Source organism: Kaistella carnis (assembly GCF_003860585.1).
GTDB classification, from domain to species: Bacteria; Bacteroidota; Bacteroidia; order Flavobacteriales; family Weeksellaceae; genus Kaistella; species Kaistella carnis.
The window spans coordinates 660,838-677,092 of the sequence record NZ_CP034159.1 but is presented as its reverse complement, the minus strand read 5'-3'; the positions used below and the strand labels follow the sequence as shown (position 1 = coordinate 677,092).

Sequence of the window (16,255 nt, the reverse complement as noted above, 5' to 3'; positions counted from 1 at the left end):
TAAATCGGGTCTAAGTATTAACTTTTTGCACCTCTTTCAATACGTTTTCTTTCATTTTCTGAAAGTACTTTTTTACGCATTCTGATGAAGTTTGGTGTAACCTCAATTGCTTCATCACCTTGGATGTATTCCATACATTCTTCCAGAGAGAATAATTGTTTTGGAGCAATGTTACCGTCTTTATCTTTTCCAGATGCACGCATGTTGTTCAACTGTTTTGCTTCAACGATGTTTACCACTAGGTCTCCTGGTTTGTTTTGCTCACCAATGATCATTCCTTCGTAAATTTCTTCACCCGGATCAACAAAGAATTTACCTCTGTCTTGTAATTTTGCGATAGAATATTCAGTTGCCGGTCCTTGACCTTTGCTGATTAATACCCCAACTGATCTTCCTGGAATTGAACCTTTGAAAGGTTTGTAGTCAGTGAAACGGTGAGCCATAATCGCTTCACCTGCAGTTGCAGTCAACATTTGAGAACGCAATCCGATTAATCCTCTGGAAGGAATTTCGAATTCCATATGCTGCATTTCACCTTTGGTTTCCATGATGTGCAAATCACCTTTACGCTGCGTTGCTAAGTCGATTACTTTAGATGCATATTCATCCGGTACATCAACAACCATTGATTCATAAGGCTCACATTTAACACCATCGATTTCTCTGATGATTACCTGAGGCTGACCAATCGTCATTTCATAACCTTCTCTTCTCATCGTTTCGATCAAAACAGAAAGGTGAAGAATACCACGACCGAATACCAAGAATGTGTTGGCATCGTCAGTAGGTTCAACTTTTAATGCTAAGTTTTTCTCCAACTCCTTGTACAACCTTTCTTTCAGGTGGTTTGAAGTTACATATTTACCATCTTTTCCAAAGAAAGGAGAGTTGTTAATAGAGAAAGTCATGTTCAAAGTCGGTTCATCGATTGCTGTTCTTGGCAATGGTTCCGGGTTTTCAAGATCCACGAATGAATCTCCAATCTGGAATTTATCAAAACCTACGATTGCACAGATATCTCCGGCTTTTACTTCCTGAACTTTCTTTTTTCCAAGACCTTCAAAAACGTATAATTCTTTTACTTTACCTCTGATTACTTTACCATCTTCCTGAGCAAGACCAATTGTCTGACCTTCTTTAATAGAGTTTCTTCTGATTTTTCCGATCGCAATACGACCTAAGAAAGAAGAGAAATCTAATGAGGTAATCTGCATTTGCAAACTTCCTTCAAAAGTTTCCGGTTCCGGAACATATTGAATAATACCATCTAATAAAGGAGTGATATCATCTGCAGGCTCTAAACTGGTGTTGAACCAACCTTGTTTTGATGAACCATAGAATGTTGGGAAATCCAATTGCTCTTCAGTTGCTTCTAAGTTAAAGAATAAATCAAATACCTTGTCGTGAACTTCTTCCGGACGACAGTTTGGTTTGTCTACTTTATTAATAACCACGATTGGTTTAAGACCTAATTCTAATGCTTTGTGCAATACGAAACGAGTCTGTGGCATTGGTCCTTCAAAAGCATCTACTAAAAGTAAAACTCCGTCAGCCATTTTCAAAACTCTTTCTACCTCACCACCGAAATCGGCGTGACCAGGAGTGTCGATTACATTAATCTTGTAATCTTTGTACTGTACCGAAATATTTTTGGACAAAATGGTAATTCCTCTTTCACGCTCCAGATCATTGTTGTCCATGATAAGGTCGCCTGATTCTGCCTGGTTTTCGCGGGCAATAGTGGTTGCGTGGATGATTTTGTCAACCAAAGTCGTTTTACCGTGGTCAACGTGCGCAATAATTGCGATATTTCTAATGTTTTGCATAATCGTTTTTTGACCGTGCAAAAGTAAGCTTTTTTCGTGAAATTCTTTTATAAGTTGCTTAATTTAATAAAAATTAATGTTAAAATTTAGAGAAAGTTTAATATTACTTGCGTGAATATTTAAAATAGAGGCCAAATTAGAATCTTTAAATTCAAAAAGAGACTTTCTTGACGCTCTAACAGTCAATTTTAATTACATAATTTGTATCGTTTCAAAAAGGAGTAAAGATTATCTTTTGATGAGCTCTTCTTTTACGTAAATCTGTTAAATACATATGCCGTGTGATTTTCCTCGCCGTCTTTATAATGATGAATAAGTGCGTTGACTCAAAATTTATTTTTGCAAATCCAGTTCGAATGGATTATTGTTTTTCTTACGATCTTCTTTTGGCTTTAATTCACGCTGTCTTAGGAGGTCTGCAGGTTTTGTGTTTTGGTACTGTCTTCAATTTTCACAATTAATTCAGGTAAACCACTAAATTTATAAGGTCCATCTTGAATTGGAATCCAATACAAGCATTTCTATTTGCAAATCTGCAGTATTTGTAGAGTCTACAATGAAAGAGTATTCATATATAAAGAGTTATTTCAACAAATCCAGTTCAATAAAATTGTTGTCTTTTGCTAGTTTTTCTTTTTGCTGTTTTTCTCTGTCACGAAGAAATTGCGAGGTTTCTATAGGTTTTCCGTCTTTGTCAAACATTTTTGTTTCCGATTGATTCATAGAAATTCTTATTGATTTATTGGGGTCGTTTCGGTTATCGAGAAAGAATTTTTTAAATTTCAGTTGGTCCATTTCCAAATGTTCCCTGAAATTAAAAATGAAATTTTTATTAGGATCCATATTTTTAATTTCAGTTGCGGTAAGGTTTTTTACTCCTTTTAATTCAAAAACGTGGCTTTTGGTTTGGTCTTCTAATTTCACAATTAATCCTGGAAGTCCGTGGAATTTATAAGGTCCATCTTGAATTGGAATTTCTGTAGTAAACCAGGCGGTCCATTTCCTGCCTGCAAACTCTGTGGTTGCTTTTTGGGTGTTAAATTCTCCAAATATTTGTTTTTCAGATTGAATGTTCCAAATCATTTTTCTGCCATCAGAAACTTTCAATTCAGTTTGTCCGATTCTGGTAAAAAGAAAGGTGTTATAATTCGGTGTTTCTTTTATCACAACGTGACGAAACGTTCCTTTTCGCATATCCGATTTAATGTTGATAGAACCGGTTGTTCTTAATTCTTTTTCCATATATGCATTCATTATAGAATCGCTTTTGAAAACATCTTCACTATAAAATTTTGAAAATTTGGGCAATACTTCCAGAATCATCATTTCAGATTTTATGTCGGCTTGGTTGGTAGAATCGGGAACGAATTGATAAACGTAACTGAATCGTTGGTTTTGTGCGTTCCCAAAAGCGAAAGCAAAAGAAAAGAGAATGAGGTATTTTTTCATTGTTTATTTTTTAGTGAAAATTCGGATTTCGTTATAGTTATTTTCGTTGTCGTTTTTTTTGTTGATATACACGGATTCGATTAAATCTGGGGAAATTTTGCCCATTTCTTCTTTTGTAATCGATCGTCCATCGATAAATATTTGAGGATCAACAACTGATATTTGCGGATTAACAACTGACGATTTATTCTTATTAGAATAATCTGTATGAACGATTTTATCAGCTTTAATAATAATCAACGACTGTTTTTCTTTCGCCTCTTTTATCTTTTGCTGAAATTCTGAAGAATCGGTTACGTTTTCTATTTTGATCGTATCATTGCTGAGAAATAATTTTGGATTTTCTTGGTAAAGCTTTGTTCCGTTGGTTCCAAAAGCAATTTCTTCTGACGGAATAGAATTTTTATCAGCAAGATTGGTTTCATTTTTAGGTTTGCTAATTGATTTTTTATCTTTTTGAATGGATTTTTCTACCGAAATATTCGATGTAATAGTGTCTTTTTTAATCTCAGAAATTTGTTGGGCAATTTCTAAATTGGTTTCGATAATTTCTTTATTTTTTGCATTCACCAAATACATAAAAGTTAAAGTGAATAATAATGGCAACGCTAGAATTCGTCGCGCGTAACTGAACTTTGTTTTTGATTTTTTTAGCATTGTTAATCTTTTTTTGAGGTTAGAATTAAAGAACGGACTCGTTGCAGGTAACAATTTTCCGGAAAAGTGACTTGCTAAAAGCATCTGCGCAAATGCTTTCGTGTCCGAGTTTTTGAGGGCTTTTTTATCAGCCAGATATTCATGTATTAAAATAATTTCTTTTTTGATCAGATAGAAGAAAGGATTAAACCAAAATAGAGCAGTGGTGATCTCCAGAAAAATTTTATCCCAGGAATGTTTTTGCTCGATATGAACCATTTCATGTTTTAAAATTTGACGACCCAGATCGGACTGAAGATCAATAGAATTTTTCCAGAACAAATTTTTGAAAAAAGAAAAGGGGGCTTCTGACAGATTGGTTTGATAAAAATTGATTCCCTCCAAATTCTCCTTTTTATACTTTCGTTTGAATAATTCGATTTTAACCAGTCCCGTCATTAATTTCGTCAGAAAAAAGACAGCAACCACACCAAAAATAAAAGCGAAAATTTTAAAATAAAAGAATTCATGGTTTAAATTTTTAGTAGAATTAAAGTGCTGTAACTTATTAATCAAAACATAATTGTCTGTATTTACTTCAAGTGTAAAATAACTGATTTTCAAGACCGGAAGCAAAAGACTAATCATGATTACCGCCAGTAGATAAAACCGGTTGTATTGATGAAAAGTTTTGTCTTTAAGAAAAAGTAAATAGTAGAAAAAGAGAATACCCGAACTTAAAATTACTTTTCCGAAATATAAAAAAAGTGTTTCCATCAGTCTTTGTTTTTAAGTTCATTTAAAAGCATTTCAAGATCTTCTACACTTAATTCATTTTTTTCTACAAGAAAAGAAACCGCGTTTCGATATGATCCTTCGAAGTAATTTGTTACCAGACTTTTCATGGATTTTCCACTGTATTTTTCTTTTGATATCAAAGGAAAATATTGATGCTGTCTTCCGAAAACCTTATAATCAACCACCTCTTTTTCTTTCAATACTTTCAAAATTGTCGACACTGTATTGGTGTGTGGCTTCGGTTCTGGAAACTGCTCCAAAATATCTTTTAAGAAGGCTTTTTCGAGATCCCACAAGTACTGCATTACTTGTTCTTCAGCTTTTGTTAAGGGAGAGATTTGCATATCACTATATGTTTAGTGATACAAATGTAGAATTTAAATTGCATTATACAACTATTTTTATAGTGATAATAGTGAATTTTATTTAACTTATTGATTTACAGTATTAAAAATATAGTTTGGGTTCACATTATGACGTGATACATTTAAACAATCAATTCTTGATCAAAAGTTAAATACTGTTATCTTTTTCAAGACTTCTGATAAAGGAATTATTCTTGCTACGATTATTTTAACAATTAAAAAATATAGGTTATGAATACTAAAAGACTTTCCGACGCGATGGAAAAAGCGCTAAGTGATCAAATGAATGTTGAGCTTTTTCAATCTCACATTTATTTATCGTACGGAATATGGGCAGACGATCAATCCTATGGTGGAATCGCCAACTTCCTTTTCCGTCATTCAAAAGAAGAACGTGATCATGCTATAAAATTTATGCAGTTTATTCTAAACAGGGGCGGTAAACCAAATATCACGGCATTACAAGCTGCTGATCGCGATCCAAGTAGTTTAACAGAGTGTTTTGATCTGGTTTTTAAACATGAGGTAGAGAACACTGAAAAAATTTACAACTTGGTCAATATGGCTTTTGAAGAAAAAGATTGGGCAACCTGGAATTTCCTACAATGGTTTGTAAAAGAACAGATTGAAGAAGAAACATTGGCAATAAAGTTGATTGATAAACTTAAAATTGCAGGTGGCGATCAGGCAACAGACGAATCTCTCTATAATTTAGATAAAGATTTAGGCTCATCGCCGGACGACGCTGAATTAGCCAGAAATGCGACTTCAGAAAATCCATAAATTTTTGTTTCCAAAAGATTAAAATCTGCTTTCTACGAGAGCAGATTTTTTTATTCATAACTCATTCAAAATCTTTATCTTTGCAATCGCTCAATTTAGTGGGGTTAATTGCAAATTTAAACCCCGAATTTTAAACTTTGAACTCAAGATATGAAATGTGGAATCGTAGGTTTACCCAATGTAGGTAAATCAACCCTTTTTAACTGTTTAAGCAACGCCAAAGCGCAGTCTGCTAACTATCCTTTCTGTACCATAGAACCGAATATTGGAACTGTTTCTGTGCCGGATGAACGTTTGTTTGAATTGGAAAAATTAGTAAAACCTGAAAGAGTATTACCTGCCGTAGTAGAAATCGTAGATATCGCCGGTTTGGTAAAAGGAGCCAGTAAGGGAGAAGGTTTAGGAAATAAATTCCTCGCTAACATTAGAGAATGTGAAGCTATTATTCACGTTTTAAGATGTTTTGAAGACGGCAATATTGTTCACGTTGAGGGAACCGTTGATCCAATTAGAGATAAGGTAATTATTGATATCGAACTTCAGTTGAAAGATATTGAAACCTTGGGAAAAGCGGTGGAAAAAGCGAAAAAATTCATCAAATCCGGGAAGAAGGATGACGTGATGACGTACGAAACACTTCTCAACTTACAGAAATTCGTAGAGGAAGGCAAAAACGCACGTGAATTTCCGACGGACGATTTCTCTGAAAGCATTATTGCAGATGTTCACTTATTAACCAATAAACCGGTGCTTTACGTTTGTAATGTTGATGAAAATTCTATAAAAAACGGAAACAAATGGGTTTCGAAAATTGAAGAAATGGCTGCGAAAGAAAACGCAGAAGTTGTTGTTCTTGCTGCTCAGATCGAAGCCGATATTAATGAACTGGAAACTTTCGAAGAACGCGAAATGTTTTTAGATGAATTGGGTTTAAAAGAACCTGGTGTGAACCGATTGATCAGAAAGGCTTACGATTTACTGCATTTGCAAACCTATTTTACCGCTGGTGTAAAAGAAGTTCGTGCCTGGACCATCGGAAAAGGGTGGACCGCGCCACAAGCTGCTGGCGTTATTCATACCGATTTCGAAAAAGGATTCATCCGTGCAGAAGTCATCAAATATGAAGATTTCTTAAAATACGGTTCAGAAGCTAAAGTAAAAGAAGCGGGAAAACTTTCTGTGGAAGGAAAAGAATACATCGTGCAAGATGGTGATATGATGAATTTTAGATTTAATGTTTAATTAAACTAAAATCACGATCAATAGTAAAAAAGCGGATTTAAGATCCGCTTTTTTTACTTTAAATTTCGAGAGATCAAATAATGATAGCTACCGATTTTTAATTTTTATCTTTGTGCCAAATTTATATTATGATTAAAAAATTACTTTTGGCTTCTACATTAGGATTATAATCATTTTATTACGCACAAACTACTGTTTTTCAGGAAGATTTTGAATCACCTGCCACAAGAGCGCTTTGGACTATTGGTGACAGAGATGGTGATGCCGACACGTGGGAATATTTAGATGCAACTTCCAACGAGGTAGATTCTTTTCAGGGATATTTTGCAGCGTCATTTTCCTGGTATTTCGGCGCCTTTACTCCAGATAATACTTTGACAAGTCCATCCATTACCTTACCGGAAACAGGGAATTTAGAACTGACTTTTAAAGTTGCCGCCGGTGATGAAGAACTTTATGACGAGCATTATGCGGTGTACGTAATTCCGGCAGCTGCTACTTTTACAGGTTCCGAAACACCGGTCTTTGAAGAAACTTTGGATGCCGGGTATCTTTCAGCTGCGAAAGTGATTAATGTTGATGTATCTGAATACAAAGGTCAAGAAGTGAAATTAGTGTTCAGACATTATGACTGTACCGATATTTTCTATATCGGAATTGATGATGTGCAAATCACACAAAGTGTTCTGGCTGTTTCAGATTCTCAAAAGAGTCAGGTTTCGGTCTATCCAAACCCAACTTCAGATTTTATTAGAATTCAAAATGTAAAAGAGTTACAGAACGTTCGTATCTTCGATATGAGTGGGAAAATTGTTAAAGAAACTTCTTCCTCAGATATTGATGTTAGAAACCTTTCTGCAGGACAATACATTTTAAACATTTACAGTGGAAATGAGGTAATCTCCAGAAAATTTATTAAAAAATAACTTTTCTAATTTTAAAAAAAAAGCGGACTTTGGTTCGCTTTTTTTTGGTTCATATAGAAATTTCAACATTAATTTATTTCCAAAATTTTGCGTAAATTGGGATCAAAATATTTTTATGGATACAAAGAAAGTTGCAGTTATAGTAGGAAGTTTACGCAAAGAATCATTTAACAGAAAAGTAGCAAATGAATTTATTCGTTTAGCGCCAAAAAGTCTGGAATTAGAAATTGTTGAGATTAAAGATCTTCCTTTTTTTAGTGAAGATATAGAAAATGATCCGCCTCAGGTATGGATTGATTTTAAAACAAAAATTGCCGCAGCTGACGCCATACTTTTTGTGTCTCCCGAATATAACAGAACTATTCCCGGCGTTCTTAAAAATGCAATGGAAATTGGCGCAAGACCTCCAAAACAAAATTCCTGGAAAGGTAAACCCGGCGCTGTTGCTACGGTTTCTCCAGGTTTAATCGGTGGTTTAGGTGCTAATCAAACAATTCGCGAGGCCGCAGTTTCTTTAAATATTCCGATGATGCAACAACCCGAAGCTTATATTGGACAGATAAAAGATAAATTGCTGGAAGACGGCGTTACCGTGAATGAAAAAACAGAGAAATTTTTAAAAGACTTTTTAGAAGTTTTTGAAAAGTGGGTGATGCAGATCACGAAATAATCATGATATAAAAGTCAAAATTCCCGCTCACTACTAAAATTTTTCACCAAAATTTTATATATCGATTTCCTTTCGCTATTTTTGTGAGTTGCTGAATGTAGACAGATTTCAATAAAAATATGAGCGAAAATATACCCGTAAATTATTCCGAAGATAACATTAGAACTCTCGACTGGCAAGAACATATCCGGCTTCGACCGGGAATGTATATTGGTAAATTAGGAGATGGTTCTTCAGCTGATGACGGAATTTATATTTTGCTTAAAGAGATCATCGATAATTCCGTGGATGAATTTGTGATGAAATCCGGAAAACGCATCGAGATCAAAATTGATGAAGGCAAAGCCACGATTCGTGATTATGGTCGTGGAATTCCTTTAGGAAAAGTAGTAGATGCCGTTTCTAAAATGAATACGGGAGGAAAATATGATTCCAAAGCCTTTAAAAAATCTGTGGGTTTAAATGGAGTAGGGACGAAAGCTGTAAATGCACTTTCAGAGTTTTTTAAAGTAAAATCGATTCGGGACGGGAAATCTAAGATCGCGGAGTTTTCGAAAGGATTAATTACAGAGGATTTTAAAGAAACAGAATCTACAGAACGCAACGGTACTGAAATTACCTTTATTCCCGACACTTCTATTTTTACGCATTTCAAGTTTAGAAAAGAGTACATCGAAAAGATGCTCAAAAACTATTGCTACCTGAATCCCGGGTTGAAGATTGTTTTTAATGGCGAAACCTTTTTCTCGGAAAACGGCCTAAAAGATTTGCTTCAGGAAGAAATTGAGGGCGAAATTATCTATCCAATTATTCATTTGAAAGATGATGATATTGAAGTAGCGATTACTCATTCTGATAAATCTCAATCTGAGACCTATTTTTCTTTCGTTAACGGTCAAAATACAACGCAGGGTGGAACGCATTTGAATGCTTTTCGAGAAGCGTATGTAAAAACCATCCGCGAATATTTTAATAAAAATTTTGAGGCTGCCGATATTAGAAAATCAATTATTGCCGCCGTTGCGATAAAAGTTATTGAACCCGTTTTTGAATCCCAGACCAAGACGAAACTGGGCTCCAACGAAATAGAACCCGGAAAGGAAACGGTCAGAACTTTTATCACCAACTTCTTAAAAAATAAACTGGATAACTTTCTTCATCAGAATTCGGAAATTGCAGAAGCCATTCACCGTAAAATTATTATTTCGGAGAGGGAAAGAAAGGAACTTTCCGGAATTCAAAAACTAGCCCGTGAACGCGCAAAGAAAGTTTCGCTTCATAATAAAAAACTTCGTGATTGCCGGCAGCATTACAATGATCAAAAAGCCCTAAGGAAATCGGAGACCATGATTTTCATTACGGAGGGAGATTCTGCATCAGGCTCCATCACTAAGTCACGGGATGTTGAAACACAATCTGTTTTTTCTTTGAAAGGAAAACCTCTAAACTGTTATGGTCTAACAAAAAGGGTGGTGTACGAAAATGAGGAATTTAATTTACTTCAGGCTGCTTTAAATATCGAAGATTCTTTGGAAGATCTTCGGTATAATCATGTCATCATCGCGACCGATGCTGATGTTGATGGAATGCACATTCGTCTGCTGATGATTACTTTTTTTCTGCAGTTTTTCCCTGATCTCATCAAGAACGGACATCTTTATATTTTACAAACGCCTTTGTTCCGTGTTCGAAATAAAAAAGAAACGCGCTATTGTTATTCTGAAGCCGAGCGCTTAAAAGCTTTAGACGAACTGGGCAAAAATCCTGAAATCACGCGATTTAAAGGATTGGGAGAAATATCACCGGATGAGTTCAAACATTTTATTGGAAAAGATATTCGACTGGAACCGGTAGTTTTAGGAAAAGATCAAACAATTGACCAATTACTGGAGTTTTACATGGGCAAAAACACGCCGGATCGTCAAATGTTTATTCTTGAAAATCTGGTCATAGAAGATCCGCTTATTGATAAAAAGGAAGAACTTGCCGAGACCGAGTAAAACTAAACGCAGAAACAGATCATGAGGTTAAATAACAGAAACAAAGCAGTGTACTATAATTTTATAGTTAGTGTTGTTGCAATGCTGCTGTTTTGTGGAATTGTTGCCTTTTTAATGGAGAAATATATCTATAATCTTTTGGGTTGGGAATCAGGATTGTTTTTGATTATTCCCATTCTTTTTGCGGCAGTATTCTATTTCAGAGGCCGTCAGATTTTTGAATATGACAGTGATGGTGAGGCGCTCAACTTTAAGAACAGAAATGTGGTTTCCTTTTTAGATAAAGCGCTCAATGATGAGTTTCCGAAGTATAAATTAATAAGTTACGAAATCGTAGATGCAATTATTTTGAAAAGATTGTACATTACAATTTCAAGTAAAAGAAATAATTCAGTGATTTTAAAGTACGATATTTCTTATCTAAACAAAAAAGAATTAAATGACTTGAAAATTTCGCTCAGTAAAGTCGTTAAGAATAACAGAGAACAAAAGAGAGAGAATATTAGTTGATGGAAGAGCAAGAAAATCATCAGGAAGAATCCCTGAGAAAAGTTTCCGGTCTGTACAAGGACTGGTTTTTAGATTATGCGTCTTATGTAATTTTAGACCGGGCCATTCCTTCTATTTTTGATGGATTTAAACCCGTACAACGACGAATCATGCACTCTATGCGGGAGTTGGAAGATGGTCGGTACAACAAGGTGGCAAACGTTGTGGGGAATACCATGAAGTATCATCCACACGGTGATGCCTCGATTACCGACGCCATGGTTCAGATCGGTCAGAAAGATTTATTAATTGATACACAGGGAAACTGGGGAAATATCTTTACCGGTGATTCTGCCGCGGCGGCCCGATACATAGAAGCGCGTTTAACTCCTTTTGCCTTGGAAGTTGTCTTTAATCCAAAAACAACAGTTTGGGCAAAATCCTATGATGGCAGAAATAATGAACCGGTTGATTTACCAGTGAAATTCCCATTGCTTTTAGCCTCCGGGGTTGAAGGAATTGGAGTTGGGCTTTCGACGAAAATTATGCCGCATAATTTTAATGAACTTATTGATGCTTCCATTGCGCATTTGAAAGGGAAGAAATTTCAGATATTTCCGGATTTTATTACCGGAGGAATGCTTGATGTTTCTAATTATAATGACGGGGAACGTGGTGGAAGAATCCGCGCAAGAGCCAGAATTATTCAGAAAGATAAAAATACCCTTTGTATTACAGAACTTCCTTTTGGAAAAAACACGAGTGATTTAATTGATTCTATTATCAAAGCCAACGAAAAAGGCAAGATTAAAATCAAGAAAATTGAAGATAATACTTCTGATAAAGTTGAGATCAACATCCATCTTAATAATGATGTGTCGCCCGATAAAACGATTGATGCATTATATGCCTTTACAGATTGCGAAATTCCGATCTCGCCCAATGCATGCGTTATTGTTGGAAACAAGCCAATGTTCCTGACTGTTTCGGAAATTCTGAGACAAAACACCGACCACACAGTTTCCTTATTAAAGAAGGAACTTCAGATTGAATTGCACGAATTGCAGGAGAACTGGCATTTTTCTTCTTTGGAAAGAATATTTATTGAAAATAGAATTTATCACGACATAGAGGAAGTAAAATCTTGGGATGAAGTGATCGCGACGATTGATGCAGGTTTAAAACCACATACAACACATCTTTTAAGACCGGTCACAGAAGAAGATATTCTGAGATTAACAGAAATTCGGATTAAAAGAATTTCGCGTTTTGACCTTGATAAATTTAAAGAAAACATTCTGGCACTCGAAGGGAAAATCGAGCAGGTTAAATATAATCTGGAACATTTGATTCCTTATGCAATAACTTATTTCACGAATATTCAGAAAAAATACGGTAAAGACAAAGAGCGAAAAACAGAGCTCCGAATATTTGATACCATCGATGCTTCGAAAGTAGCGGTAGCCAACGAAAAATTCTATGTAAACCGTGAAGAAGGCTTTATAGGAACCGCTTTGAAGAAGGACGAGTATGTATTTGACTGCTCCGATATTGATGATATCATTACCTTCCAAAAAGATGGAACCATGAAAGTGGTAAAAGTGGAAGCTAAAACTTTTATTGGAAAAAACATTGCACACGTCGCCGTTTGGAAGAAAAATGATAAACGTACGGTTTATAATATGATTTATCGTGAAGGTAAAGATGGACCTTACTATATGAAACGGTTTTCCGTAACAGGCGTTACCAGAAATACCGATTACAAATTAGCATCAGATAAAAAAGGTTCTGAAATGCTTTATTTCTCCGCAAATCCAAACGGGGAAGCTGAGAAAGTCACCGTTTTACTGAAACCAAATGCGCGTGTTCGAAAAAATAAAATAGATATAGATTTCTCTGACTTGGGAATTAAAGGTCGCGATTCTAAAGGGAATTTGGTCACCAAATACACGGTTAAAAAAGTAGACTTAAAAGAAGAAGGTCATTCTACTTTAGCGCCAAGAAAAATTTGGTTTGATGATACCATTAGACGATTAAATGCTGATGCCAGAGGAACGTTACTCGGAACTTTTAAAGGTGATGATAAAATCCTGACCATTAATGCACAAGGCGAAGCGAAGTTGATTAGTTTTGACCTAAGCAACCGTTTTGATGACGAATATTTAATTCTTGAAAAATGGAATCCAGATCAGCCGGTCACCTGTATTTATTTCGATGGGGAAAAGCAGATTTACTTTATTAAAAGATTCCTGCTGGAAAATACCACGAATGTTCAACATTTCATGCCGTCTGATCATCCCAAATCGTTTGTAGAAAATGTCTTGGTAGCGAACAATACAACGGCAGAAATTATTTTTGCAAAAGAAAAAGGCAAGGAGAAAGAGCCTGAAACCGTTAATATTGATGAATTCATTTCTATTAAAGGAATAAAAGCAATCGGTAATCAATTTATAAAGGACAAAGTAAAATCAATTAACATTACGATTCCTGAGCCTGAAGAAGAAATCCATGACGGTTTCGATGTGGTTGAAACAACGGAAGGACATATCAGTTTTATTGATGAAGATGTGAAAGACGAAGATTTCCCGGAAGAAGGAATGATTGGTGATTTGTTCGATCTTGACGAATAAAAAATCGATTTTATTTTTAATTTTAAATACAAAAAAGACGCTTTTCGGAGCGTCTTTTTTTGAAGAATTTTTGGTTGATATAAAAAACGTGTGAAAGTTCTAAATCTTAAAACAGTTTCCTAATTTTTTTACCATCCATTTTTAAAACTTCACTTTTAAAATCATTTCCTTACCGTCACGAACAACCGTAACCGGAAGTTCTTCGCCCGAATTAACCTTAGCAAGACATTCCATATAAGAATAGACTTCTTTAATTTCGCATTTGCCTATTTTTGTTAAAACGTCACCAGCAACCATTCCGGCATTTGCTCCGGGACGATTGTCGGTAACACCGTCGATATGAAGACCATCTTTGGTATCTGCATAACTCGGCATAATTCCCAAAGTGACTTTGTATTTTGGAACCGATTTACTTTCAGACATTTTTGTTTTGGTAAAAGGAATCTTTTCAGCTTCCGATAAAGCATTTGCCAAACCGAAAACGTAATTGGTAATCATTCTAACACCCTCGAAATTTATTTTTTCCGTATCATCGCTCGGTTTATGATAATCACTGTGCGTTCCTGTAAACAGAAATAAAACCGGAATATCTTTCAAATAAAAACTCGTGTGATCGGAAGGTCCTACACCCGAACTGTCGATCGCGATATTGACGCCTGCAGGTTTATATTTTTCAATATAATTTGAAAATAATGGCGATGTTCCCACGCCACCCACGGATAGATCTTTGTCTTTATTCAAGCGTCCCACCATATCCAGATTAATCATTAGATCGATTTTTTTACCTGTTGGTAAATGATCTGCCATATATTTCGAACCCATTAAACCGTCTTCTTCTCCGGAAAAAAGAGCGAAAATATAATTGGCTTTTTCCTTCGTTTTATTTTGTGAAAACATTCTCGCCAATTCTAAAACCGTGGAAACCCCAGAAGCATTATCATCTGCGCCGTTGTGAATTTGACCTTCAGAATTCATCAAAGTAGAATTGTGATGCTCATTTAATCCCAAATGATCGTAGTGCGCACCAATCAGAATTGTTTTAGAGCCCTTATTATCTAAGTAACCGATGACATTTCTGGCATTTATTTTTACGGAAGTGCTTTCTTCATGTGGATTTAATTTCACCGCATATTCGAAAGACTGAATATAATCTTTACCGGGAAATGGTTGAAGTTTCAGTTTTTTAAATTCCTTAACAAGGTAGTCAGATGCTTTTTTCTCGCCAAGACTTCCCGCCAATCTTCCCTGTAAATCATCAGAAGCCAAATAAGTAATGTGATTTCTAAGATTTTTTTCTGCTACATTTTCAGACTCATCGGTATCAACCCAGTCTGCAATAAATACATTGGTTTCATTTGGTTTATCGCCCTGCCGATTGCTGGAGAAGACAAACTTTTTACCGTCTGGGGAAAACATCGGAAACGCGTTAAACATACTTTCATACGTAATTTGCTTTAAATTATTTCCGTCCAGATCTACGGAATAAATCTGGAAATCATAGCCTCTTGTAGAATGATGATTGGAGGAAAAAACGATCTTTTTATCTGAAGGATGAAAGTAAGGTGACCAGTTCGCTTTACCTAGATGAGTGACTTGTTTTAAATCGCTTCCGTCAATATTCATGGTGTAAATTTCCATATTGGTGGGGGCCACAAGATTTTGTGCGAGTAGTTCCTTGTAATCTTTGATTTCTTCCGGAGAAGTTGGTCTTGAAGAACGAAAAACAAGCTTTTTTGAATCACGTGAAAAAAATGCACCACCGTCATAACCTAAACCTGAAGTCAACTGTTTTAAATTTTTACCATCAATATCCATCCTCCAAAGTTCCAGATCACCGCTTCTCATGGAAGTAAAAACAATATATTTTCCATCCGGCGAAACGACAGCCTCTGCATCATATCCAGGTGAATCGGTTAGTTTTTTAGTTATTTTTCCTTTTAAATCTGCGACATAAATATCAAATTCGGCATATACCTGCCAAAGATATTTTCCATCAGAGCGTGGCGCGGGTTTTTCAGGACATGCTTTATTGGATTCATGGGTTGATGCATATAAAATATGTTTACCATCGGGCATGAAAAAGGAGCAGGTTGTTCGGCCATCTCCCGTAGAAACCAATTGCAAATCTTTAGTTCCTATATTTTTTTTAGTTAAATCTAAAAGATAAATCTGATCACAATGTGCTCCAATTGCAGGATTGGTAACCTGCATGGTCAGTTTTTTTCCGTCTGGAGAAAAATAGGCTTCTGCATTGTCACCTCCAAAAGTAAGTTTCTGAATATTTTGTAGATTCTTTTCCTGAGCCGAAATAAAAAAAGAAAGACTGAAAAATGCAACACAAATTAACGGGGTAGATTGCTTCATATTTTGATTTTTGTTCTCTCAAAGATAATGAAAAATGCCGGTGATATTCCGGCAATTCCATTATAAATAATTCGATA

12 protein-coding genes are annotated in these 16,255 nt (G+C 35.4%); 7 read left to right on the top strand and 5 right to left on the bottom strand.

Annotation, left to right across the window (positions count from 1 at the left end; translation table 11 throughout):
* Positions 1 to 17: 17 nt before the first annotated feature.
* From typA to EIB73_RS03010, 4 genes are all read right to left on the bottom strand, one after another.
* A complete protein-coding gene (typA, locus tag EIB73_RS03025) occupies positions 18 to 1,826 on the bottom strand; it encodes a translational GTPase TypA (protein WP_125022511.1) in 1,809 nt (602 codons plus the stop codon).
* 582 nt (positions 1,827 to 2,408) lie between these two features.
* Positions 2,409 to 3,275: a GLPGLI family protein gene (locus tag EIB73_RS03020; protein ID WP_125022510.1), complete on the bottom strand. Its 867-nt coding sequence runs from the start codon at positions 3,273 to 3,275 to the stop codon at positions 2,409 to 2,411.
* Positions 3,276 to 3,278: 3 nt separating this feature from the next.
* Positions 3,279 to 4,688, bottom strand: coding sequence for a M56 family metallopeptidase (locus EIB73_RS03015; RefSeq protein ID WP_125022508.1), 1,410 nt, complete (start codon positions 4,686 to 4,688; stop codon positions 3,279 to 3,281).
* Entirely contained in the window at positions 4,688 to 5,053 is a 366-nt protein-coding gene (locus EIB73_RS03010) for a BlaI/MecI/CopY family transcriptional regulator (protein ID WP_125022506.1), read from the bottom strand. The genes EIB73_RS03015 and EIB73_RS03010 overlap by 1 nt, the downstream gene beginning before the upstream one ends.
* 252 nt (positions 5,054 to 5,305) lie before the next feature.
* Between EIB73_RS03010 and EIB73_RS03005 the strand changes: the two genes are divergently transcribed.
* From EIB73_RS03005 to EIB73_RS02975, 7 genes are all read left to right on the top strand, one after another.
* Positions 5,306 to 5,857: a ferritin gene (locus EIB73_RS03005; protein WP_125022504.1), complete on the top strand. Its 552-nt coding sequence runs from the start codon at positions 5,306 to 5,308 to the stop codon at positions 5,855 to 5,857.
* A gap of 150 nt (positions 5,858 to 6,007) precedes the next feature.
* On the top strand, positions 6,008 to 7,099 hold the full coding sequence (gene ychF / locus EIB73_RS03000) for a redox-regulated ATPase YchF (protein WP_125022502.1): 1,092 nt from the start codon (positions 6,008 to 6,010) through the stop codon (positions 7,097 to 7,099).
* Positions 7,100 to 7,341: 242 nt separating this feature from the next.
* Positions 7,342 to 8,025, top strand: a complete 684-nt coding sequence (locus EIB73_RS02995) for a T9SS-dependent choice-of-anchor J family protein (protein WP_228411306.1) — start codon at positions 7,342 to 7,344, stop codon at positions 8,023 to 8,025.
* 115 nt (positions 8,026 to 8,140) lie between these two features.
* Entirely contained in the window at positions 8,141 to 8,695 is a 555-nt protein-coding gene (locus EIB73_RS02990; protein WP_125022498.1) for an NADPH-dependent FMN reductase, read from the top strand.
* Positions 8,696 to 8,814: 119 nt separating this feature from the next.
* Complete coding sequence (locus tag EIB73_RS02985; RefSeq protein WP_125022496.1) at positions 8,815 to 10,695, top strand: DNA topoisomerase IV subunit B; 1,881 nt, start codon at positions 8,815 to 8,817, stop codon at positions 10,693 to 10,695.
* Between the two features lie 21 nt (positions 10,696 to 10,716).
* Positions 10,717 to 11,205 (top strand): hypothetical protein, encoded by a 489-nt coding sequence (locus tag EIB73_RS02980; protein ID WP_125022494.1) that lies wholly within the window; start codon positions 10,717 to 10,719, stop codon positions 11,203 to 11,205.
* On the top strand, positions 11,205 to 13,814 hold the full coding sequence (locus tag EIB73_RS02975; RefSeq protein WP_125022492.1) for a DNA gyrase/topoisomerase IV subunit A: 2,610 nt from the start codon (positions 11,205 to 11,207) through the stop codon (positions 13,812 to 13,814). Before EIB73_RS02980 ends, EIB73_RS02975 begins: the two co-directional genes overlap by 1 nt.
* Positions 13,815 to 13,955: 141 nt before the next feature.
* Here EIB73_RS02975 and EIB73_RS02970 read toward each other — a convergent pair whose 3' ends face one another.
* A complete protein-coding gene (locus tag EIB73_RS02970) occupies positions 13,956 to 16,178 on the bottom strand; it encodes a M20/M25/M40 family metallo-hydrolase (RefSeq protein WP_125022490.1) in 2,223 nt (740 codons plus the stop codon).
* Positions 16,179 to 16,255 lie beyond the last annotated feature (77 nt).